General features: G+C 42.9%; 17 protein-coding genes. 4 read left to right on the top strand and 13 right to left on the bottom strand.

Annotated features, from left to right (window positions below; genetic code table 11):
• Positions 1-13 precede the first annotated feature (13 nt).
• The 3 genes from N480_RS22755 to N480_RS22745 all read right to left on the bottom strand — a co-directional run bounded on the left by N480_RS22755 (position 14) and on the right by N480_RS22745 (position 8848).
• Complete coding sequence (locus N480_RS22755; RefSeq protein WP_081231967.1) at positions 14-4510, bottom strand: alpha-2-macroglobulin family protein; 4497 nt, start codon at positions 4508-4510, stop codon at positions 14-16.
• Positions 4511-4694: 184 nt separating this feature from the next.
• Positions 4695-7763, bottom strand: coding sequence for an efflux RND transporter permease subunit (locus N480_RS22750; RefSeq protein WP_063374716.1), 3069 nt, complete (start codon positions 7761-7763; stop codon positions 4695-4697).
• A gap of 2 nt (positions 7764-7765) precedes the next feature.
• Complete coding sequence (locus N480_RS22745) at positions 7766-8848, bottom strand: efflux RND transporter periplasmic adaptor subunit (RefSeq protein WP_081231966.1); 1083 nt, start codon at positions 8846-8848, stop codon at positions 7766-7768.
• 137 nt (positions 8849-8985) lie between these two features.
• Here N480_RS22745 and N480_RS22740 point away from each other — a divergent pair, with 137 nt between their 5' ends.
• The gene (locus tag N480_RS22740; RefSeq protein ID WP_063374714.1) at positions 8986-11076 is read left to right on the top strand and encodes a winged helix-turn-helix domain-containing protein; all 2091 of its coding nucleotides are present in this window, start codon (positions 8986-8988) and stop codon (positions 11074-11076) included.
• Positions 11077-11082: 6 nt separating this feature from the next.
• On the opposite strand, the gene N480_RS22735 is transcribed toward N480_RS22740, so the two are convergent.
• Both N480_RS22735 and N480_RS22730 read right to left on the bottom strand, forming a co-directional pair.
• On the bottom strand, positions 11083-11958 hold the full coding sequence (locus N480_RS22735) for an AraC family transcriptional regulator (protein WP_063374713.1): 876 nt from the start codon (positions 11956-11958) through the stop codon (positions 11083-11085).
• Positions 11959-12133: 175 nt separating this feature from the next.
• Positions 12134-13186: an alpha/beta hydrolase gene (locus N480_RS22730; RefSeq protein WP_063374712.1), complete on the bottom strand. Its 1053-nt coding sequence runs from the start codon at positions 13184-13186 to the stop codon at positions 12134-12136.
• Positions 13187-13273: 87 nt separating this feature from the next.
• Here N480_RS22730 and N480_RS22725 point away from each other — a divergent pair, with 87 nt between their 5' ends.
• A complete protein-coding gene (locus N480_RS22725) occupies positions 13274-14167 on the top strand; it encodes a LysR family transcriptional regulator (RefSeq protein ID WP_063374711.1) in 894 nt (297 codons plus the stop codon).
• A 24-nt stretch (positions 14168-14191) separates the two neighbouring features.
• Here the strand turns inward: N480_RS22725 and yacG are convergent, their stop codons facing one another.
• The 7 genes from yacG to nadC form a co-directional block, all read right to left on the bottom strand.
• The gene (yacG, locus tag N480_RS22720; protein ID WP_063374710.1) at positions 14192-14431 is read right to left on the bottom strand and encodes a DNA gyrase inhibitor YacG; all 240 of its coding nucleotides are present in this window, start codon (positions 14429-14431) and stop codon (positions 14192-14194) included.
• Positions 14432-14506: 75 nt separating this feature from the next.
• Positions 14507-16183, bottom strand: a complete 1677-nt coding sequence (gene pilB / locus N480_RS22715; protein WP_063374709.1) for a type IV-A pilus assembly ATPase PilB — start codon at positions 16181-16183, stop codon at positions 14507-14509.
• A 128-nt stretch (positions 16184-16311) separates the two neighbouring features.
• The gene (coaE, locus tag N480_RS22710) at positions 16312-16917 is read right to left on the bottom strand and encodes a dephospho-CoA kinase (RefSeq protein ID WP_081231965.1); all 606 of its coding nucleotides are present in this window, start codon (positions 16915-16917) and stop codon (positions 16312-16314) included.
• A gap of 2 nt (positions 16918-16919) precedes the next feature.
• Positions 16920-17801, bottom strand: coding sequence for a prepilin peptidase (locus N480_RS22705; protein WP_063374707.1), 882 nt, complete (start codon positions 17799-17801; stop codon positions 16920-16922).
• 29 nt (positions 17802-17830) lie between these two features.
• Entirely contained in the window at positions 17831-19066 is a 1236-nt protein-coding gene (locus N480_RS22700; protein WP_063374706.1) for a type II secretion system F family protein, read from the bottom strand.
• A gap of 66 nt (positions 19067-19132) precedes the next feature.
• A complete protein-coding gene (locus N480_RS22695; RefSeq protein ID WP_063374705.1) occupies positions 19133-19597 on the bottom strand; it encodes a pilin in 465 nt (154 codons plus the stop codon).
• A gap of 254 nt (positions 19598-19851) precedes the next feature.
• Entirely contained in the window at positions 19852-20691 is an 840-nt protein-coding gene (gene nadC / locus N480_RS22690) for a carboxylating nicotinate-nucleotide diphosphorylase (protein WP_063374704.1), read from the bottom strand.
• A gap of 167 nt (positions 20692-20858) precedes the next feature.
• On the opposite strand from nadC, the gene ampD reads away from it, so the two are divergent.
• Positions 20859-21419 (top strand): 1,6-anhydro-N-acetylmuramyl-L-alanine amidase AmpD, encoded by a 561-nt coding sequence (gene ampD, locus N480_RS22685; protein ID WP_063374703.1) that lies wholly within the window; start codon positions 20859-20861, stop codon positions 21417-21419.
• A 5-nt stretch (positions 21420-21424) separates the two neighbouring features.
• On the top strand, positions 21425-22309 hold the full coding sequence (ampE, locus tag N480_RS22680; protein ID WP_063374702.1) for a beta-lactamase regulator AmpE: 885 nt from the start codon (positions 21425-21427) through the stop codon (positions 22307-22309).
• A 23-nt stretch (positions 22310-22332) separates the two neighbouring features.
• Here ampE and N480_RS22675 read toward each other — a convergent pair whose 3' ends face one another.
• Complete coding sequence (locus tag N480_RS22675) at positions 22333-24831, bottom strand: PilZ domain-containing protein (RefSeq protein WP_063374701.1); 2499 nt, start codon at positions 24829-24831, stop codon at positions 22333-22335.
• Between the last annotated feature and the right edge of the window lie 95 nt (positions 24832-24926).

The following is a 24926-nucleotide window of genomic DNA, read 5'->3' as shown; positions in this document are numbered from 1 at the left end:
TTGTTAAACAATACTAACGCTCAATGGAGAGTGTAGAGGGGTATTGTGTATAAAGCACATGCTTTTGTGGACGGTACATGGATTCCATAAAGCTAGGTGGGTTGCCATATATGCCTGGGATTTCAGCTCTGAGGAGGTAAGCAAATTGCTGTTTTCCTTTACGGATATCTGCTGCGGCGACATATCGGTCGTGACGATATTCTTGGTGCTCAGTATTGGCCAAAATGACCCCATCAGGCAGTAGTAGCTCAATATTTAACTCTTGAAGTAATGCTGGGTTTTCAAGAACAAACCCTGCTGGGATATGGTCAACCAGCAGTGCATCATGAATACGCTCTTTGCTGTGAACGTCTAGTACTACTACAACGCGATCGCCAACTTTTAACGAGAGGTTGTCATCCATAGGTTGACCATCTAAGGTGAACCAACGTCGCAATAAGTGTTTCATATTGATGGTATTAAACGGGTTCACTTGGTTTGCAATGTTATCATCATATCTTACATAGCCTTTAGCTAACTGCTGAACATACAAACTTTTGCTGCCTGTATTTGTGACCGTTGTGCCTGGTTTTAGCGCTTTTTCCAGCTGGCCTGTGTGTATGAGTTGCTCCTGATTAATTTGCACTTTTAGCGTTTGTTGGTTGTGTTGGGTAGCTGATACCGCTCCGCGCAGTAGAGCTGCTCGTTCTTGTGTGCTTAGCCAAGATTGCGCAGTTACCTGCTCTGGAAGTTGTTCAAGTAGTGTGCTACGTAGTTTATGTGCCTGATCCCTTAAATCTTGTAATTGAGCGATATCATCCAAGGCTAATGTCGCTAATGCTTGATCTCGAATATCACTGCCATAGTCATAAAAATAGTGCTGACTTCTTGTTTGCTGTTCGTATTGATTAAGTAGTGCTGTGCTTTGTGCACTTGCGCCAGTATTGGCATACGCTGCGGCCAAATGTAGCAAACTAAGTTGAGATGGATGAGTTCGAAGGTGCAATGCTTCAATATCACTGTAACTTACTTTACCCATACGGCTAGAAAAATAAGCGGCATAGCTTTTTGCTGCTGTAGCTTCTTCCTTACGGCTAGTCAGGCCATCCACAAAGTCACCACGCGCGTACCTAATTACGCGATATTGGGCGTCTTGGAGCATGTTTTGGGGCACTATCTCTGGATAGTTTTTATCAATATGGGTGAGTAGATCGGTTACATAGACAGTTAGCCAAGGTTTTTCTACGCTGTAGCTACCCCATAGGCCAAAACCTCCCGTTGTTTTTTGCATTGTTTTTAAGCGTTTAACGGTTGCGCTTAAAAAATCTTCATTGCTGTTGAGCTTGGTGTTTTGACTTAGCGCGCTTTGTTGGAAGCGTTTAAGCTGGGGATGTTTGAGTGCGAATGGCCACGCTTTACTGGTGGTTTGTTCTGCGCAACCATACGGATAAGAGTGTAATTCTGCAGCATATTCGGCAATGTTCAGTATCGGGACATGACTTATCAATAGTTTGCCCTCTTTACCTGCAATCATATTGAGCCCTGACCAACTAGCTTGGTTAATCGTCAGGGACTTGCCAGATTCAAGCATATGAGTGGTGACATTGGTTGCCTTTGGCTCTAAATATTTGATTGGCACACGCCAACTTCTGTTGACTTCTATATCTTGACCTTGAACTGTTAAAGTAAAAGTGACGATATCATCAGGACTAGTTTTGGAGACCATAATAGATTGCGCATGACTCCAGCGTTTTCCATGTTCAAGTTCAATGTGCTGCTCAGTTTGGTTTGTTATTTGAACCCCTGTATCAGCCAGTAGGTTGACGCTGAGTTGCTTTGTTTCACCGCTGATATTGTGCAAGTCAATTGCAACACTGGAGAGGTCTCCGGGGACTAAAAAGCGTGGCACACTGAGCTCTGCAACCAATGGCATACGAATGATTTGATCTTGGACTAATTGGCCTACTTGTACATCGTTGAACGCCGTTACGATTAGCTGAGCCTCGCCACTGTAGTCTGGAAGGGTAAGCTCAATGCGTGCTTCTCCATTAACGACTTTCACGGGGTTAGACATCAACTGGATGGTTTTGCTCTCAACCAAGTCGTCATTACGGTTGGTGTTATTACTATTGTTATCACTACCAAACCGTGATTGTGCGAATGGATTGGGACGAGGATCATATTGTCGAGAGTATAAATCTACAATATCACCGCTGTAGCGGCGCTGCGCAAATAGAAAATCGTAAGGGCTTTGCGGAGAAAATCGGCTCAGATTAATAATCCCTTTATCAACCATTGAGACGGTCACCCAGGTTGTTTCCCCCGCAGTGACGCCGGAGGCTGTTACCGGAATAGAAATGGTCTGTAATGGTTCAATACTCTCGGGCAGTGTGGCAGTGAGTTTAATTTCACGATTGGCCCTATCTAGCTTAAGCGGTGAAATGCCCAAATAGCGTTTTGGCGCACTCTGCTGGTGTCCAAACACACTTGCCGTTACATATAAATCGTGACGATTCAGGGCTGGGTCAATCGGTATTGACACCTCAAACTGGCCTTGTTTTACAGCGAGTTTTTTCGACCATAGTACTTTGTCAGCTTCAAGTGTAAGTAATAGTTCTCCGTCTATTGGTGAATCAAAGGTGATTTTCGCATGCTCTCCACCTGAGTAAGCCGTTTTATCTAACGAAAGCTGCAAATGTTCCGGTTTTGCAGGATATTGGTGATAACCGCGATACCAGCCTGCGTAAAAATGATGTACGGTTTTGCTCCCACTATTTAAATCCATCGCTTCGAGCTTGTAATTCCCCCAGCTGACAGGCAATTCAACTCGTGTAGTTGTGGCATTTAAGTCGACGACTATTTGCTGCTCTTGACGCCACTGATCTTGCTTTTGTCTTGTCCAGCCGATGCCCTCCTCAAACATCCAATAATATTGGCCTTGGTCATAGTGCAAAGTTAACTGCACACTGCCGGTTTCAAGCTGCTGACCATCAGGGCTTAGCAAAGCTACGTCAAATGCGGCATCAGAGCTATATTTGAAGGTTTTAGTTAATGGCTTAAGTGCAGGAATTGAGGTGTCTTTCCAACTAGTAAATATTGCACTGCGCTGCACCGCTGCGCCACCTGACTCCTGCAATGCGAAAAATACTTTGGTGCTGATTGGGCTTTTAATGTTGCGCGCACTTGGCGTCGAGATGGCGACCGATGCAGTACCTTCCTCAGACATACGCTTTTTAGGTAGAGATTTGTAACGGCTAGATAAGTAAAAGTCTTGTCCGACGATAAAGTCTTTATAAGGGCCTGTAAAGTGGCGCACAGGGTGGTGGGAAATGTCAGTAGTAAATTGATTCCCTGCGGCTGGACTACCAAACAAGTATTTTCCCGAGAGGTTTATATGGTTTTTCTTACCTGCATATACAAAAGTGGAGGCGGGTGTAACTTGCAAATCCATGCGCTCTGGCACAAATTCTTCAAGCTGAAAATGAAACTCCCCGATGGATTGATTTGCGCTTGGATCTAATTGGACCCCCACGGTATATCGTCCTGTAGGCCAATCATTTGCTGTTATAAGTTGTTTTTGAAATAGACCTGCCTCACTGGCAGTCAAGGTCTCCTTGATGATTTCATCTTGATGTGGGTTTTTAACTGTAAGCGTTAGCGTCTCACTTTCATGTGCAAAACCATCGTGATCACGTAATAGCACATTAACCGGGAGACTATCTCCTGGTCTAACTAAATCCCGATTACTATAGAGATAGGCCTCTACATCTTGGTAAGGGCGCCCTCCGAGTGCATAAGCGGACAGATCTAAAGGGACTTCTCGCAAAGGTAACAACGCGATTTCAGGTGTCGTGCCGTTTTGTTCATGTTCTACGAGTACGATATCGTTTTGCTGCGCTGAAAAAGCGAAATGGAGGTTTCCATTTTCATCAGTTCGACCTTGTCTATGCAGTTTATGGTTGCGGTAAATACTCACTTTTGCATTGGAGACACTGCTGCCATCTTTTAACCGATTGACACTGAAAAACGCATTACTTTTTTGAATACGAGCTTGTATACCTAGCTCAGTAAGGAGCATGTGTTTGACCTTAATATCATCAAATGTACCGGCGGCTTTCACTGTTACTATGTACCAGCCCGATGCTAAATGCTTTGGAATAGGTAGTTTTGCGCTGTGAGTTGTTTCAGGTTTGTGATCTGGCAGGGTGTATCTGTCAGCGAATACGCTATTAAAGCTGTAACTCAAGCGGTCTAGAGAGCTCGGGTAAATGGTGTCATTCAGATAGTGCCTACTTAAAAAGTCATGGGGGCTAGTCAGGTGAAGAATTTCGACATCGACTTCTTTGGCATTTTTGTAGCTGACAGGTATAGCTTGACCATTGCCTTTCGGCACCAGAGGGCCGGAACCGACTATTGCGACATGTGGTGCTTGACGAGTTTTATTTTCGGCTTTGAGTGGTGTATGCCAACCGAGCAGTATGAACAAACAAAAGCATAGCACGACATATGTTTGCACATTCCTTATGTTCATGATTTTCCCCTATATTATGACAGCGTATTGAACAATTTTAAGTGATTTAAATGAATATGAGGTGATTATCCAACTAATCACATCTAAGAGTAAATGCTTAGAAGAAGACTATTAAAAAATAAATGGCACAGTTTTGTCAGAACAGGCCATTTATGGGATAGGTAAACGGTATTGAGAAAATAACCTATAGCGCTTTTGCAGTGAGTGCCCCTGGAATAGAGGCGCTGCAATACATGCGCAATGAGAGGAGTGCAGCCATAAATGGAATACTGAGCAGCGCGCTGAATGTCATACCACCGACAATAACGGCTGCTAAACCGCGGTATATTTCTGCGCCTTCACCGGGTAATAGCATAAGCGGTAGCATGCCAAATATACTGGTCCCTGTGCTCATAAATATAGGGCGTTTGCGTACCGCAATTGCATGCATGATAGCGGTCTGTTGGGGTTTTCCTTGTTGCAGTGCATGGTCATATTGGTTAATGAGTAAAATGGCATTGTTGATGACGAGTCCCATTAAAATAATAAACCCAATCATAGTGATGATATCAAGTGGCTGATTGGTAAATAATCCCATGAGTCGCAGACACACTGTGCCACCTAACATCGCGAGGGGCATGCTCAATAGCACGGCGCAGGTTTGTCGCCAATTGCGCAAGTTCAAACGAAGTAATACACACAAGATAAACAAGGATAATAGAAACATATGACTAAACTCCGTCATAAATGTATCTAATTGGTCAGCACTGCCACGCCAAGAGGTAATAACTTGATTATATTCTTGCTGAGAAAGAAAGGTTTTGGATTCTTGTTTAATGGCTGAGATAAACTCACTTTGACTCATATTTGCAGGAGGTGTGAGGCTTAATGTCACAACGCTACGTTGATTGATTCGATTCAGTCTTGATGGCGCAACAGAGAATTGAGCATCGGTAAGTTCTGAAAGGGGCCTGAGACCAATACCTGGAATAGTTACTTCTCTCCCTAGTAATGTTTGTAGGTCTTCTGATTTATGTATCTTTAAATAAAATGGCAGGTTTTGCCCTTGGTTATTAAATCGCCCTAAATAAATACCTTGCGTGAGTGCCTCTAAGTACGTTTTTAAATCGTTTAAATTTAAGTTATAGCGCAACAGCGCTAAGTGGTTAGGCGCGAAGTCTATTCTGGCAACATTGTTAGTTAATTCGCTTATGGGCCTTATTTGTGCGCCCGTAAACTTGTTTTGAAGGTGATTGAGTAGTTGTTTACCAGCAGATTGCAGCAAAGTACGATCTGCTCCATGCAAGTCTAAGTAGCTGAGACCTGCATTGGGTAGGGCGAGTCGCAGTAAATCTTCTTGTACCACAGTTACGCGGGTTCCCGGTAAGTCATGCACGACCGAGGATTTGAGCCATTGACTAAATGTTTCATAGTCCCATTCTTTGGGGGGGTAAAAGTAGAGTAGGCAGAAACCTTGCCAGCAAAATAGTCCCGATAAATCGTAATTCGGGGCTTGGCCAAGTTTTTTTTGCTGTGCTATTCGAGATAAGATAGGTTTCGCAATGTGTAGTTCTGTCGCTTTGGGAGACAGCGGATCTTGGAAGCTAATATAAGCATGAACCGCACGATTTTTGGCAGTAGGTAGCAAGCTCATTTGCGGTGTGAGTAACCAAACAGCAAGACATGCAATTGGTACCAGTGTGATTATAATACCCATTGCAATTGAGCGGGACTGAGAAATAGATTGAAAGAAGGGGTGGACTTTACTGGCTGTATGACTTTGGGATGTGGTTTTATTCAGTAATAGCCTGGCGATGACAGGCAGTAAGCACAAAGCGCTCAGTAAAGAAACCAGTAATGCGCCTGAAATTGTGAAGGCAAGGTCTTTAAAAAGCTGCGCTTCTGGACTGCGCATAAGTAATATTGGAACAAATATTACGATGCTCGAAAGTGTTGATGAGATGATAGCGCCTTTAACCGTCTTTACGCCAGAGGCTATGGCTTGTCCAAGGGGTACTCCCTGACGGCGTTGTTGTTCTATGCTGTCGACTGCCACAATGCTGGCGTCTAGTAGTAGACCAATTGAAAGCGCCATGCCTGCGAGGCTTATGACGTTTAAGCTATAATCGAATAGTGACATGAGTAAAACAACGGCCGCAAGGCAGACGGGAATCGAGACAAAAATCAGCGCAACGAAGCGATGCTGTTTGATAAAAAAGTAAAGGACCAAGCTCGATAAAACTATCCCTAAAAGCAGCGATAGATAGACTTGTGATATTGCACTTTTTACGGCCTTCGAGTCGTCACGGCTGAGCAGTAATTCCATATTTAGCGAGGCTAGCGGCCCTTGGTTTAGGTGTGCTATGACTTGTTTAGTGTGCTCTAAAGTTGCTAGCACATTGATATCAGGTGAAGATTGAAAATAAATATAAAAGGCCCGTTTGCCATTAACCGAGGAAAATAGCCACTCGCGCTCCGTGTGTTGCTCAATGGTGGCAATGTCACCAAGTTTGATGAAACTCGGCTCATGATAAGCAATAGGAAGAGACATCAGCTCAGAAAAGTTTTTCTGCCCTGAAAAATGAAGAGCGTAACGCCTATCGCCGAGGTACATGTAGTCTCCCGAACCATCACTTAACGTATTTAGCTGGTTTTGAATTTGCGTAATATCTAAACCGTAACGCTTAATCTTGTCGTGTTGTAAGGTGATGTCTACTCGTTGTTGCGTGGGATTATTGCTGGTGATAACACTTTGCACACCCGTAATTTTACTGAGTGCGGGTTTTAAATGGTTTTCATAGGCCTGAATTAAGGCTTGTTGTGAGGTGGACGAGTGGCTGACTAACATCATGGAGGCAAGTGAAGTACTGCTTCCTGATGCAAAATTTGTCACCGTCGGTGCTGGTACTTCACTTGGCCAACCAGGGACTTGATTAATGCGATTTAAAGTTTCGAGGTACGCATCATCCATATCACTATCAGGCTGAAAAGACAGGTTAATATTGGCATTACTCGCGGTCACCGTGGTAGATAGTAGGGTGCTATTTGGAATGCCATTAAGTGCCTCCTCGAGCGGGGAAACTAACACTTGTTGCACTTCCTCTACCCCCTTGCCTGGCCATGTCACATTGATGCTTATCTCAGGTCTTTTTATTGGAGGCAGTAGAGCACTGTCTAAGTGATTGACAACTAAAATGGCGAGGACACAAATTAATGTTGCGATTGATAAAACCACCTTATCTCTTAACGTCATAGTTGATATCTGTTGTGCCATTTCTACTCTCCTTGTGCTAGTAGCGTAGGAGCTGGTGAAAGGCGGACTTTTGTGCCATTGGCCAAGTTAGATTGACCCAAAACGACGACTTGTTCACCAACTTGCAAAGGACTTTGCACAACAAAGTCATGTGCTTGATTTTGCATCACCTCAACGACAACTTTTTCAACCAGATACTGTTTGTTCACGCGCCAAACGTAGGCTTTATCTCGTTCAAAAATGACGGCTTGCACTGGTAACTTTGCTAATTTTGAGCGTTGAGACTGCCAGTGAACATTAATGAGCTTGCCAATTGGTAGGGCGTGTTTTTGTGGTACATGAAACCACACTGATTGTGTCTGATGGCGCTGGTTAACACTTTGAGCATGGCGCTTGAGTTTTAGGGTCTCTGATTGAAAGAAGAACTGCACAGCTTGAGCTATGTCTTGGTCAACTCGAAATTGAGTGAGTGGCAGTTCACAATGTAGCTCTTTATCATTACTAGCAGTGAAACTGAGTATCGCATCACCTCTAGCCACAAAACTGCCTAGATTACTGTGGAGTTGAGTGACTTCACCATCCGCGGGTGCGTAGTGCTTGAGTGCTGAAATCTGTTTTTCCACCGTCGAAATACTATTTAGGGTGGCTGCGACTGAATGTTTAGCAAGCTCCAAAGAGAGTGCATGTTCATTGACCGCAGAAGCTGAAACATGATCTTTGTCCAAAGTAATTAAGCGTTGGTACTCTTGTTCATGGTAACTCAGGTTCGCTTTATGTTGTATTAGCTCATATCGCATGGCATTGAGGGATTGGCGTAGATAAAAACCATCTTGCTGAGCTAACAAGTCTCCGGCTTTGACATAGCTACCAGCACTTACAAGGTAATTTAGTTTCGCTTGACTCTCACTGGCAACAGTATACTCAAGAGGGACTGAAACTTGGCAGGATAGGTGGCCTTGTATGCCATCGTGCCATGGAGAAACTTGGGCTGTTTTAACTAAAGGAGCGTGAGGTGTGGCCATGGAATGGGCGCTACAAATTAAGCTAAATCCAACTAAGAAATACTGTAACTTTGAGCCTTTCATGCAAGCTGATAGTGAGATCATTGTAATTATAATATCCTGATGTAAAACACATGAAAGTGAGCTTGCCAACGTCGACACGTGACTTACATGGAATTGTTATGAACTTATGTGTAGACTGATAAAGTCACAATTAGTCATTCAGCTAGAGAAAAAATAATATGATAAATCAAAGGATTGTAGATTCTTCCAGTAAGGTGCAGTTAGCTGACAACCGAGTTTGTTTTAACACTGGGCGCGTAGAAAATAGTCAAGGAGAGCAGCGTTTGGAGCCTCTGCCTTTGGCGTTTCTTGATTATTTGATTTCTCGAACGGGTGAAGTAGTAAGTCGCCAAGAGCTGTTAGAGCATGTTTGGTGTAACCGCCAAGTGACCGACGATGCCATTAGACGAGTTGTGAAAAAGGTGCGTGTTGCACTCGGTGATGACGCCAAAGAGCCTAAATTCATCAAAACGATTCCCTTACAAGGTTATCAGTTTGTTGGCGATGCGACAGTACTGTGCGAACAGCCAGCGCAACACGCGCGCAAAATCGGCGCCTGGTGGATCATTGCTTGTTTCGTTTTAGCTGCGGTTATGAGTGCCACGTTGTTTGTGTTAAACAGTGAAGAGCCAGAGTATTTTGGCGCTGTTATTACCCCATTGACAGAAATATCAGGCTCAGAAATGGGGGGGGAATATAATGCACAAACAGATACGCTTGTGTTTATGTATCGAGGCAGTAATAGAGAGCCTTTCTCTTTATATGCGAAAGATCTAAGTCGCGACCTTTTATACCGTTTAAGTGGAGATGACGGTGCCTACCATACCATATCCATGTCGCCGGACGGCAGCAAAGTATTATACCAAAGGAATAAAGGCGAAGGTTATCAAGTCTATATTGCTGATTATGAGAATGGCACACTGCGCCGCCAACGTCGTTTAGACATTTCTCAAAAAAAGTTAGCGCTACAAGGTTGGTCTGCTGACGGTAAAGAGATCTTGTATCACGCTTATGTAGTGGGGGAAACCGCGCATCATAAAGCTAGTAGCAAAGCTATCTTCAGTTACAACTTAGAGAGTAATACGAGCAGACAAATCACTTTTCCGCTGTCTAAAGGGCGAGGGGATGTGCTTGCTCGGCAATCTGCTGATGGGCAGTATTTGGCCGTAGTTCGGAACCAACAACTACGTCAATATCGGTTGCTTGTGTTCGCGCAGCATGATGGCAAATTACTTCATGAAACGCTATTGGGGTTTGAAGCCTCCAATTTAGTGTGGAGTCAGGAACAACCTAACTCACTGCTGCTGAGCAGCTTCAAAGGGCAGCTGGCTAGGTTTGATGTTAACAGTGGAACATTGATTGTATCTGAACACATTACGCCAGGTTTAAATGATGTCTTTGGTGAATGTGGCAAGGATTGTTTGCTAATGCGCCGTCACGGTATGAATTATCGCGATATTGTGTCGATGCCGAATCCATTTGTTACCTTACCTTCCCCCCCAGCTAAGCTAAAAATTGCCAGTGAAGAGGTTGAATGGTCTCCTATTTATAGTCATGACGGGAGTGCTATCTTCTATTTGAGTCGCGATAAAAAATATAGCTATTTATATCGCCTCGTGTATGAAGGCCCAAATGCTGGTGAAAAAACATTGTTACATCGGTTTGATACATTAGATGCGATTAATGGTTTGCAGGCTAGCTCTGACGGTAGTTATTTGCTCGGTCGAAGAGAAGAGCGGCTGTTTATGTACGACATTCTTAACCAGCAGTTTAGGTGGCTGACGGGAGACGATGAGCAGATTGTGTATGCTAATTGGAGCGCAGATAGTGACTATATTTACTTTTCTCGGGTTGAGCAACATAGCTACAGGTTACTGCGTTACAGCCTTGCAACAGACTTAACTGAGCGAATTCAAGACAATACTTTGGCGCGTATTGAAGATGAACTAGGACGCGTATTTATCTTAAGAGATGATTTCTGGTTAATGCAAAAACAAGCTGGTGGCACAGAGCGTGCGCTGGTGCAATTGCCAAGACTTCCTGAGCTTACTGTTATAGCACGAAATAATGCATTGTATTGGGCAGATAAACAGAGCTTAACGGTGCATTTAAATCAGCTAGACCTACTCACAATGGAACGGAGATCTTTTGCCTTGAGTCGCAATGAATGGACGTTTAACTTTGATCTCCACCCCAAACTGGCTTCAGTGATCTATTCAAAAGAACTGTTAGCGGCCAGCGATCTCGTGAAAGTCGCTGGCCGAGAATAAAATGAATCAGGATTTTACTAAGAAGTTGATTTGAGTAAGGAGGTCCTGAGGTGCGGTGTCTTTTACGTCGTTTAAGTACTCTTCAAAAGGCGGAAAGTCAGCAAGTTCAAACTGACTTTGCGGTAGCCATTGTCCATATAACCAATTGTAGGGCTTTTCCAGTTCAGTGTAGTCACCTTTGAATAAAATACTGACCGTATCTCCCTCAGGAATGGTGATCTGTTCAAATACGTGATCTTCAGGTAGTCGCTTTGGATCTACAGAGATACAAGCCATAGATCTCAGTGCATCTTGCGCCACGGAGTCCGGATCATCGAAATAGATCCCAAAGAAACGTGTTTGCTGATCGATTAGCTGTGCTTTGCCCGCCATTAAAGACAGCTTTTCAAAAGCTTGCCCAATTTGCATATAGTCGCCTTTATGCGAGATACCGATTAATGCCAATGATGGAATGTGTTGCTGTTGGACTGAATACATAATGAAATATTCCTTGTTGGATTTTGGATACAACACAGTGACATTTTGCTGACTGTCAGCACGAGATTGGCGATACTGTTGAGGTGTCTCGCCATAGTGTTTACGAAAAGCTCGGTTGAATGCTTCAACACTCCCGTAGCGTACTTTTTTCGCAATTTGATGCTGGTTTAAGTCACTGCGTACAAGATATGTCGCCGCTTTCAACATACGCATTCGTCTCACTGTGAGGCTAATCGTTTCACCTGTGTATTCACGATAGATGCGATGGAAATGATACGCAGACATACACGCTATATCTGCCAAAGTATTTACATCTAGCTCTTGGTCAACATGTTCATAAATATAGTCAATGACTTTGAGTAGGCGGTGCTCGTACTGATTTTGCGTACTTGTCTTATGCTTCATAACGATTCGTGCTCCGCATATTGAAAATACCTTTATAGGTTTTAATGTTGCTGGCGACAAGCCTAAAGTAGCGCAGATCAGATTGATAATGTTTGCGAATTTTCATCCGAAAAAGTGGTGTCAGCAATCGCAGCAGTTTAGTGGTATCTATCTTATTGATACCACTTTATTAGAGTTATAAGTGTTGGGCAAAAAAAGGCAACATGTGGTGCTCCAGTCTCGCCAAGGCTTTGTCACTGTGGCCACCAGGGAAAACATCAAACGAAATCGCAAGTTTCTGCTGCTGTGCTTTTTGCTTCAAAGCCAATACTCCTTCAGTGATCCAAATATAGTCATCTTTGTCACCAACTTCGATGTGAATTGAGTGCAACTGTTCAACGATCTCAGGGGTGGTGTAGAGGGAAATAAGCTCGCCAAAACCTCGGTACCAAAGCGGTTTTTGATTTGCGTCTTGGTCAAAGTGGATACCAAAAGGCTGCTTGGCGGTACCTGCAAATGCGCCTGCGTAAGCCATCAAGTAGGCACTGTAACTATTGCTTTGCCCATTTTCCCAAATCTCTCGACCCTGAAAGGAAGCAAACTCTTCTTTCATTACTGCGCTAGGGTCGGAACTAATTGCAAGTTTTTGCTTGAACTTTTGGTAGCGTGCAATGGCAGCCTCTGAGGTTAGATACGATTTTGCCATCCCTTGTTCATCAAACATACCTGGGCTAAGTGCATAAACATGGCTGAATATATTAGGGTTATTTGCTGCAAACCGCAGTGCGCCGGTACCACCCATGGAGAATCCCGCAATACCACGGTGCTGTGCTGATGCTTTTGTGCGGTAAGTAGCGTCTATCCAAGGAACAATTTCATTGAGAACATAGTCACTGAAGTTACCATGAACTTTTGAATTAACATAAAAACTACCGCGAAGTGGTGTATTGCCTTCCAGCATCACGATGATCATCTTCATTGGGTTACCCTTGCGTTTATGATTTTCCACCATTTTTTCTATATGCGAGCTGTAGACGATTGGCCAGCTGTACGCACCGAGGAAGTACAAAACTGGGTAGCGCTTGTCGCTGGTATGGTAGTCATCGGGTAAATAAATATGGACGTCGCGCGTTGTTTTAGTGCCAATTAGGCTGTTGGCAAGGGCCTTTGATTTAAATGGCTGCTTTACTATTTGGGCGTAAAGTTGACCACTTGTGAAGAGCATTATTGTAAGGATCAGGTATTTCATTCTTGTTCTCCTGCTGATTTAGCTTGCACTCAACTTACAATGGGCCTAACTTAAGGACAAATATTAAAAAATGTTTATTTATATGTAATGAATATAAATTGGTTAGATATAAAAAAATTGAGCTATGTTGTTGCTGTAGCCGAAGAGCTGAGTTTTAGCCGGGCAGCACTGCGATTACATATGTCTCAACCACCATTGAGTCAACAAATTCGTTTAATTGAAAATAATCTCGGGATGGCGTTATTCGAACGGTCTACGCGGACTGTGACATTAACGGTATTTGGCAAGTTATTTGTCGAGAAAGCAAAGCAGGTACTCGCGGCTCACGCAGAGTTAGGGGAGTGTGTCAGTGCAAGCCAAAAAGGCACGGAGCTGCCATTAAAAATAGGGTGTATTAGTCTTGCTTTTGAAGCCCTGATGTCGGATGGAATGGCGACGCTGCAAGCTCAACAGCCGTATTTGGAGCTTGTTATCGAAGAGGGGAGCAGCCCCGAATTGCTCGCTCAATGTGACGCTAAACAACTGCATGGTGCAATAATACGAGCGCATGCGCCTGATTTACCACGCTCATCTTTACGTCATTTAAAAAGCGAAAAGTATGTATTAGCATGTCCAAAACAATGGCTGTTAACGGCCACAAGTGCATCAATTCAAATCTTGAATGGACGACCTTTTATTCATTATCCGAAGCAAGTTCAGCCTAAATTACATGCTGCCATAGAACAGGTCTTTACTGACGTGCAGGCACAGATGAATGTGGTGCAAGAAGTAAAAACAAAGTCCACAACGTTGTCTCTGGTTGCAGCAGGTCTTGGAGCGGCAATTGTGCCTCAATCAATGTGTAGCAAGTACCATCAACAGGTCGATTTTATTGAAATAGAAGAGCACTTACCCAGTGTAGATTACTATTTGTATAGTGCTGACTGGCAAGCGCACAGTGGACTAGAGGCACTTTATGGGGTGTTAAATAATACCCCATAAAGCTAGTAAATAGGGAAAATTGGTCTATTTAAAGAAGTCGTCTTCATTTTTGGCTAGCATTGCTTCGATGTCTTCTATCAGAGCCTGTGGATCAGGTTGTGCCAAATCTGGGCTTTGAATTTGAGTGGATATTTTATTGTTCTCTTCAGACCATTCGCCAAGGTCGATGAGTTGACAGCGTTTAGAGCAAAAGGGGCGATGTGGGCTTTGTGCTGACCAGATCACGTCTTTTTGGCAGGTTGGACATTTTACAGCTGTTGGCATGGTAAATTACTCATCTTTAAATACAGCCTATAGTTTACTGCTTTGCAGTAAACTATACCAGCTAAGTACTTTCGCTTAGAAGTTGGTTACGCGATTGATTTCGGCAAGAGAAGTAACACCTGATGCGGCTTTTTTCAAACCTGATTTACGCAGGTTGTCGAACCCGAGCTTTCCGGCAAGTTCAGCGATCTCTAATGAGTTTGCACCGGCCATGATTTTCTGCGAAATTTCAGGGGTAATTTTCACGACTTCATAGACACCTACTCGACCTTTATAGCCATCAGTACAGTGGTCACAGCCCTTTGGTGAGAACAACGTCAGCTCTTTTATTTGCTCCTCATTAAAGCCTTGGCGTAAGAGCTCTTCTTTTGGCAGTGTTTCAGGCTCTTTACATTTAGGGCATAGCCTTCTTGCAAGACGTTGAGCAATGATTAAACTCACTGAGCTGGCCACATTATAAGCTGGCACACCCATATTCAGGAGTCGCGTGAGTGTTTCAGGAGCAGAGTTAGTGTGCAATGTACTGAGAACTAAGTGGCCTGTTTGTGCTGCCTTAATGGATATTTCAGCGGTTTCTAAGTCTCGGATCTCACCAACCATGACGACATCGGGATCTTGTCGTAAAAATGCTTTAAGTGCATTTGCGAATGTCATATCCGCTTTGGTATTGATCTGTACTTGGTTAATACCCTCTAGGTTGATTTCTACAGGATCTTCTGCGGTACTGATATTTCGCTCTGGTTTGTTGAGAATATTGAGACCAGTATAAAGCGAAACCGTTTTTCCAGAGCCTGTCGGCCCCGTTACTAAGACCATGCCTTGTGGTTGTGCAAGCGCATTCATATACAGGTCTTTTTGTTCTGGCTCGTAACCCAGTACATCGATCCCCAACTTGGCAGCAGAGGAATCGAGTATACGCATTACGATTTTTTCGCCCCAAATCGTCGGCAGTGTACTGACACGAAAGTCTATGCTCTTACGCTCTGAAATCTTAAGTTTGATCCGGCCATCTTGAGGTTTACGCTTCTCTGCAATGTCTAGGTGTGACATGACTTTGATACGTGCAGATAAACGGCTGGCAAGCGCATTAGGGGGACTGGCCATCTCATGTAAAATACCGTCAATACGAAAACGCACACGATACTTTTTCTCATAAGGTTCAAAGTGTAAGTCTGATGCTCCTTTTTTAATTGCATCCATCAATATTTTGTTGATGTAAACAATGATCGGCGCGTCGTCTTTTTCTTCGTCTTGTTGCTGGGTTTGAGGTTCGTCTTCAACATCAAGGCTTGCGAATTCTTTAAACTCATCTTCACTTAAAGATAGGCCCGAGCTATCATCAAAGAGTTGGTCGATTTTTTGTTCAAGTAGCTTATGGTCTACAACGACAATCTCGCATTGCAGCCCCGTACTAAACTCAAAGTTCTCAAATGCACCGTAATCAGTTGGATCGGATGTTGCGATGAAGAGTTTGCGATCTTTTTTAACCAGTGGAAGTAAATAGTGTTGCCTGATCAGCTTTTCTTTTATCAGGTCCTTGGGAACATGTTGAACATCAAACCCATTAAGATCAAAATAGGGAACGCGAAACAGATCAAGGCATTGCTCAGCAAGTTCTTGGCCGCTCATTCCGCTGCACAAGCAGATCAACTCTGCGGTTGTGGTAGCTTCAGTATGCTTTGCCTTTATTTGATCTGGAGTAATTCTACCTAAGGTAATGAATTTTCTCAGTAACGGAGAGTGATGTTCCATAACGTCCTTTAATACTTCAACAACTTACACAAATGTAGCAAACAATTAGTCAAACTGCTTAATTTTGCTTAAATGAACATTCTATATATCGTTCTAATGAATAATACCTAATTTTAGAGATAATAGGTTTAATATTTTTTGGCAGCTTGTAAAAATGTTTGATGCAGTGATAGCAATTCATTTTGTAAGTCGTCCAATTCTTTATCGTTGCTGACAATATAGTCTGCAAGCTGGCATTTTTCTTCCCGACTCATTTGTGCAGCAATGATACTTTGCACTTGTGCTTGAGAGACATTGTCACGTGCCGTTGTTCTGGCAATCTGAATAGATTCAGGAACGTCAATCAGAAGTGTTTTTTGGCAATAAGATTGCAGCCCATTTTCAAATAGTAAGGGGGCACATAAGATACAATAACTGCTTTTTGCGGCGTTAAGTTGAGAGAGTATTTGTTCTCGAATTAATGGGTGAAGTAACTTGTTGAGCCAGCTTTTTTGCGTCTCGTCACTAAAAATAATTTCTCTAAGCTTAGCTCGATTGAGCTGCCCATCAGGTGTAAGTACATCTGAGCCAAAATGCGCCGTAATTGCATTGAGCCCAGGTGTATTTGGCTGGACAACTTCTCTAGCTACAATATCCGCGTCTACGACCTCAACACCTTGTGTTTGAAAAAAATTTGTTGCGGCTGTTTTTCCACTGCCTATTCCACCCGTAAGGCCAAGTATCCATTTAGACAAAACTACACTCCTAAAAAGTTTAAATACCAGTCTTTTAGTGCTGTGCCATAAAATAATGTTAACCAGCCAGCAATGGCTAAGTAGGGGCCAAATGGTATGGGCGTGGCTTTGTCTTTGCCCTGAACCGTAAGCTGTACACTTCCTATTATGGCGCCGACCAAACTAGAAAGTAACACAATGGTGATAATAGACTGCCAACCGAGCAGAGCGCCAAAAATTGCCAGTAATTTAAAGTCACCAAAGCCCATTCCCTCTTTGCCTGTTAAAAGTTTGAACAACCAGTACACGCTCCATAAACTCATATACCCAGCCGCCGCACCAAAAATGGCATCTACCGGCGCTATAGTCAGGTCCATTGCGGCTGCTAACAGCGCGAGCCAAAGCAAGGGGAGCGTGATTTGATCAGGCAACAGCATTTTATCAATGTCGATAAAGATAAGTGTTATCAATGCCCAAGTTAAAACTATGTAGAGCAGGGCTTGTAGAGTTGCATCAAAATGCCATGCAACCCACAGTGAGCTTATAGCTGTGAGCATTTCAATTAGAGGATAGCGAACAGAGATTGCTTTACTGCAATATGCGCAGCGACCTTTGAGTAGCAGCCAGCTCACCACAGGAATGTTATGTTGTACTTTGATTTGTGTATTACATGATGGACAAGTTGAGCGCGGTGTTACCAGATTGAAAGCGGGTCCTGATTGAGGTTGCTCACTTTCTTCGTTGCCAAGTATTATTTTGCACTCTTTACGCCACTCCGCTTCCATCATTTTTGGTAGTCGATAAATCACAACGTTGAGAAAGCTGCCAATACATAGGCTTACTAACCCCACGGTCAAAAGAAAAAACCATGATTGTTGTTGCATTAAATGCCAAACATCTTGCATATGTGTGCTCTTATTATTATTTACTGAGGTTAAATGACAGAACCAAGTTGGAAAATTGGTAAATACATAGCGATGATCAAGCCACCAACAAGCACACCTAACACGGCCATAATGATTGGTTCTAACAAGGTAGACAGGCCGTCAACAGCATCGTCGACTTCTTGTTCGTAAATGCTTGCCACTTTACTGAGCATGCTATCAAGTGCGCCTGACTCTTCGCCAATGGCAACCATTTGCACGACCATATCGGGGAAAATTTTTGAGTTTCGCATTGCCCAATTCATTTGATTACCTGAACTGACTTCGCCTTTGATATCTAAAATCGCATTTTTATAAATAATATTACCAGAAGCGCCAGCGGCTGAATCAAGTGCATCAACCAGCGGAACACCGGCAGCAAATGTGGTCGAGAGCGTGCGAGCATATCTTGCAACCGCAGCCTTTCGCAGTATTTCGCCTATCACCGGAAACTGCAATAAAAGCCTATCATTTGTGTGTCTGACAGACTCATTTCTAATGAGCATCTCTTTGTAGGTGTATATGCCAGCGCCAATGGCAATTAACATTATCCACCAATATTCTTGCATAAATTCAGAAATACCGATTACAAAACGAGTAAACGCAGGAAGTTCTGCACCAAATCCTGTGAAGATGTCTTCAAACTGCGGCACCACGAAAATAAGTAAGATTGAAGTTACTATGAGCGCCACTGTAATGACCGCAATTGGATAAAACATCGCTTTTTTTATTTTTGATTTGAGTGCTTCTGCTTTTTCTTTGTATAAAGCAACACGATCAAAAATTCTATCCAGAGCGCCCGATTGCTCGCCTGACTCTACTAAATCACAATATAACTCATCGAAATATCGAGGGTGCGCACGGAGGCTTTTAGCCAGCGGCTGGCCCGCTTTGACTTCATCGGCGATGGTACCAATTAACTTACTAACACTTTTATTTTTTGCACCTGACGCAATCATATCAAGAGATTGAACCAGCGAAACCCCTGCGGTTAGCATAGTTGCGATTTGTCTGGTGACAATTGAAATATCTTTGGGGGTAATCTTTTGCACGCTTTTAAAGCCAAATAACGGCTTAGGTTTGCGTTTAACCTTGGAAGGGGTAATACCTTGTTTGCGAAGCTGGGCTTTTACCAAAGCAACACTGGTGCCTGTCATTTCGCCTTCGAGTCGTTTGCCTCGCGCGCTCACGCCAACCCAAACAAAAGTATCTATTTTATTCGTACTGTCTTTAGAAGAAAGAGCCATAGAGTATATTCACGTAAAAAGAAACTGGGCTGAACCCAGTTTCTTTTATTATGTGTTGTTAGTAGCTTATGGTGTACCAGAAACTGTAGCTGTACAAGTACTTGGTAGCCAGTTAATTTGATTTTGATTAACTGTTGCGGCACACGTCCACGAGTGTACTGCAAACGAATTAGTGAAGTTCGTTGCCGTTGCAGCAGTGTTCGCTGCGCTGTTAGGAGTAAGCGTCATAACGATACCGTTAAGGTCATTTTGACCAGTGATCGTCATCAAGCCTTTTGAATCAATAGTTAGTGAAGTTACAAGGTCAGTTGCACTGAAACCTTGTGCACAATTTGTTGGTGCACTGCCCAATTGTGCTCTTTCTTCAACACATGCTTTTGGCATGCTTGAAGCAGCTAGCATTTCAGAAGTTTTCGCACGGTTGATATAGTCTGTGTAAGCTGGAAGCGCTACTGCTGCCAAAATACCGATGATTGCAATCACAATCATTAATTCAATAAGGGTAAAACCACCCTGTTGTCTTTGCGTCATGATGTGTCTCCTAGGGGATATTAAGCCCGATGTTAGTTAACACTTACATCAGGGATTTATTAAACCAAATCAACTTTAGAGATATCACTGCCAAATAGCAGCGCTAACAAATATTCACAGTTTTAACCAGATTACAGTCAAAAGAATTATTCTAAATCATTAATTTAATTCTTTTTTATTAAATCTTGTTTGTAAATAAATGTCAATGTATTAAATGTACATTTAGTTACAATTTAATTACAACCAAAAATATACTATTCAAAGCGCATCGACAAATCGATACTTTGTACATGCTTGGTTAGGGCTCCACTAGAAATATAGTCGACACCCGCCTGTGCGTATTGCTCCAAAATTTCTAAAGTCATATTACCTGACACTTCGAGCTTGGCTCTACCAGAGGTTAGTTTAACGGCGTTTTGAATGTCCTCAACGGTAAAATTATCCAACATAATGATGTCACTACCCGCATCTAACGCTTGTTGTAGCTCATTTAGGTCTTCTACTTCTACCTCTACAGGTTTATCTGGGTGGTTGGTTTTTGCTTGTGTAACGGCGTTTTTAATGCCACCACAAGCAGCAATATGGTTCTCTTTAATTAAAAAAGCATCGAAGAGGCCTATACGGTGATTTTTACCGCCACCGCAAGACACTGCGTATTTTTGCAACGCTCTTAAGCCTGGAATGGTTTTTCTTGTGTCTAGCAACTGCGTATTACTGTTTTCCAATGCTTTTACATAGTGAGCAGTGGTTGTCGCTGTGCCAGACAAGGTTTGCACAAAGTTCAGTGCAGTTCGCTCTGCAGTTAAAATAGCACGAGCTGAGCCTTTTGCTTCAAAAATACGCGAGTTGGCACTGAGCTTATCTCCGTCGTTAGCTAACACGGTAACTTCAACATTGGGATCGACTTGACGAAAAACTTCGAGAATTAAGTCTTTACCGCAGAAAGTACAGTCTTCTCGGGTAATGACATACGCATTCGCAGTTTGTTGCTGTGGAATTAAAGCTGCGGTGATGTCTCCTTCGCCTGCTGATTGATAGTTTAAGTCTTCGTCAAGTGCTTGTTTTACGAGTTGAGAGATAAGTTGTGGTTGCATAGCTAGATTCAATCTTTATTTGTTATAAACTAAATTCTACTTTGATTAATGCAATGAAACAATTTTCTTTGCGCTGTAGCGCGCTTCAGAGCGACATAAAATTGCCATAGTGCTTGGGATGAAATCTTGTTAAGGTAGTCAAGGTGTAGTGACTAGTTAATTTTTTTATGCAAAATCAATATCCATGGCTACCTTTTGCGGACCATAGGTCGTCACCTCATTTTGATGAACGTCCTAACGAAGAGTGTGTAGATTTACTCGTTATCCATAATATTTCTCTGCCAGCGGGGGTATTTGGTACACATTACGTCGACGATTTATTTATGGGGAATATAGACTGCCAGGCGCATCCAACATTTTCGTCTCTTAATGGATTACGCGTCTCGGCGCACTGCTTTATCCGTAGAAATGGTCAAGTCATTCAATATGTTCCGTTTTCTAAAAGAGCATGGCATGCTGGTGTCTCAAGCTTTGCAGGTCGTGAGCGATGCAATGACTTTAGTATTGGTATTGAAATGGAAGGAACAGACACCACACCATATACTGATGCGCAATATGAGGCATTAGTAGCGGTTAGCAAAGCCATCTTTGCGCAATATCCTGACATTACACGGGACAGAATTGTCGGACATTGTGATATCGCTCCGGGGCGAAAAACAGACCCTGGCGACATATTTGATTGGCAACGCTATTTCAACACGTTATACCAAGAATCAACGATCGAGTAAGAAGAATGATATTAATCTCAATACTAGTAGCACTTATCATTGAGCGACTGGGTGCCCGTTCAGAGTACTGGCAAATCGACTATTACCTAGCGCATTACCAAAAATGGTCTCATCAACAGCTCTCAAGCAACTGGCTTGATAAATCTAATATTGGTGTAATGGTTTGGATGGTTATACCTGCTATCTTAGTGGCTTTGCTCTACAGTTTTTCTGATTTTGTTATCTGGGAGCTTGCTTTAAATGTGTGTGTATTGCTGGTTTGTTTTGGTTGTGCAAAGTATCGAAAGTCGTATAAAGCGTATTTGAATGCGCTCGCTCGTGGCGATAACGAAGCGGCTACGTTATATGCTTTTCAAATGGGCCAAACAAGAACTGAAGATGAGCCGCATGGTGAAACCTTTGGTCAAACATTGGCGTGGATTAATTTTACACATTATTGTGCAGTCATGTTTTGGTTTGTGGCTTTGGGCGCGCCAGGTGCAGTTTTATACGCAACCACTCGCACAATAGTGGAACTTTTGAAAGACAAAACTAACGCTGAGCCACCAGAGAATCAGCAATTGTGTGTACAAATGCTAGGTAAACACAATGAGCGATTGAGCTTCTTTTTCCACGCACTAAATTGGTTCCCTGCAAGACTCGCTGGATTCGGATATTTAATTATTGGTAACTTTTCGAAAGGGACCGGAAGTTGGCTAAAGTATCTATTGGATTTTAAAACCTGCAACCGCAAAGTAGTGGCTGAAACTGCTTTGGCGGCTGAACAAATAGAACAGCAATACTTTGGCTGCACTTACGAAGCCGCGTGTATGATGCGACTAGTGAAGCGCAATGTGCTGTTTTACCTGTTCATCGTTGCCGCATTAACGCTATTTGCCGGATTAAATTAAACTGCAAAATACTGAGTGGCACGTTAATGAATTTGTTCAAGCCACTCAGATTTTCTTTGCTTCATGCGTTCTACAAGGTGGTTGTCGATGCCTAAGACGGGTAACACCACATCGGTGACGTCAACCACATCACACACACCCGTCACGGACCAAAGCGCCTCTTCCAAGCCTTTAGCTTTGTGCAGTGCATAATGACTGACATAGCGCAATTCATTGGAGAGGTGGTCCATGTCTGGTCTGCCAGTTTTAGATACATACAAATGACAAATAAATAAAATGCCATTCTTAAGTGCTTTTTTTGCAAATAAGAATATCGGTTCGATAGGGTCTCCGAAAGGAATGCACTGGGACTTGATCCCACCATTGGCTTCGTCTGCTTTTTTACCATCGTAATGAATAAACAGCGTAAAGCGCAATGGCTTGTCTTGACGTGACTTGGTGCGTAAATTCTCAGTCAGGATGTCCTCGATATAGTTGCTGGGGAACAAACTGCTTGGGAAAAGGAGCTCTTGGTTATTCTGCTGGACAATTTTTGGCAATAGCAAAGAGTGCAATGGTGAAGGGTACAAGCCGTGGCCGACAGCACCGACTTCTAAATGAGATGCTTTTTTATGCAAATAAAGGGGGAGCTGGCAAATGCTTTTAGTTACCATATTTCTGAGAGCTGTTGATAAGCCCGGAATTTTGGGGGCCTCTTCACTCGGCTGCAGTTTATCTTTGTTATTTTCAATCAGTGCCGTAAAAAATTCGATGGCTGTGTGTGGCACGTTAGCAAACTGTTTTACTTTGAGATTGATGATGGTTTTAGACTTGCTGACAGCCATGACCTCGTATTTTAGATCGGACAGTTGATGTTGTTTCGTAATCTTTTGCAAATCAGGTAATTCTACCGTTACCAGATCGCCTTTGGTGATTTCAATAGGTTGCTCTAATTCCAGTTGTAGCCCCATAACCGAAAAATCACGCGTGTTTCCTGTAAAAGATTGCTGCTCTGCTAAGTTGAGCGTGATCCCTGTGCGATACAAAAAGCGTTTGTGGGCTCGTAGGTTTACGTATTCCAATGCAACCTTCTCAAGAGGTGGGGGTGTTTTGGCTTTTCCATGACCAAACTCTTTGAGGCGATTAATACTTTCTTGCGGATAATCTAATTTATTACAATGTGTACGCAGTTCCTGCGTCGTGATCTCTGTTAATACCATCAGATGATGAACTGGTTCAATCAGCCCCTGTGCGCGAGGTGGCGGTCGCTTATTTAACTTCTCGACATTTTTGCCAGCACTTTTGGGCAGAGACAGGGGGATAAATGCGTCTTCATGATGACTTGGCATCAATTGGACTTTAAATACACGCCAACTTTCTTTTTCACTGCCAAAGCCCAAAAACAGGCTTTTTAATTCTGGTTTTTGTTCTAACTCATAGTCAAAAGCCGAGTAAAAATAAATCTTGCCTGCATTAGAATGTGTAAAGGTATAACAATAAGCTTCTTTGACGGGAGTAGTTTGGGTTAGTAGGGTTTGTAGTCGTTTATTGTTGAAGACACTGTATAAACAAGAGGTTTTTCTTTCATCTTCGAAGTAGTAGTGTATGAATGCATTATTTTCATTGGTAAGCACCATACTGGGCAGTAACAAATTATTGATGTGACTGAAAAAAACAAATAGTGAACTGACCCGTGGTAAATAATATTGTTCATAACCTTTGCAAACAACAGCATCCATGGTGTTATCTAAATTTACCTTGTAACGCCGTTTGTTACCGTGAATAAAGCTTTCTAGAAATTCATCAAACCCAGAGTTATTTTCAACAAATGTACGCTTAAGGCGCACATAGTTGTAGTCGCTATTGGTTTCTTCTACCGCGACGACTTCATATTGTATGCCTTCTTTTAGTCCTAGCTCGAAGTCTTGTTCAAGGCCAACCAACCTCAAGGTGAGCAAGTTACGTGGGTAAACTGTGTAATTTTTCGATAGCTTTATCTTTGAGCCACTCAATGAGATGTCGGATGTACTGGCGTGAACCGTGGTCCCGCTTTTCAGTTCGACGGTAATTTTGATTGAGTAGTTCATGCGCTCTTCGATTCTGCTTTCATATGAGGCAAAGCGAATTAATTGCGCGGCATGGTCGTATGTTGCTTCAGGTTCAATATCAACTTGCTCCTGAGCCTGTTTCTGCATAACTTTGAAATTGTTCTCAGTATGCATAACTGCTTCATATACGGCCATTGTGTATGCGCCATGTTGGGCAACTTCTCTTTCGAATACGCCGATAGCGACATCATCCATAAAATGTTGCTTACCTTCGTGCTCGTACGGTTTAACTTCGCCAGATACTTGACCGCGCAAGTCGATAAATCTCGCAACGGGCTGAGATAGGCGCGTCATCTCCATTTTTAGAAGGAATTGATCAGGTTTACTTAATTGGGCAGTCTTTTGCTTGAAGATAAAATCAAAATTGGGATCGCCTAAGTCTTCCTTGAGGGTATTTATAAGATCTTGATGTAGTTCTAGTTTATCTTCACTCATAGCATTTCATGTTGCGTCTGCGGACAGTCTCTCGTTGTTATTATTTCAGCCTTCGCCAATTTTATGTCAGTATAGCCACATATTTAACCTGTAGC

The sequence above is a fragment of the Pseudoalteromonas luteoviolacea S2607 genome, assembly GCF_001625575.1.
Lineage (GTDB): Bacteria > Pseudomonadota > Gammaproteobacteria > Enterobacterales > Alteromonadaceae > Pseudoalteromonas > Pseudoalteromonas luteoviolacea_E.
This window is presented reverse-complemented; position numbering and strand designations above follow the sequence as displayed.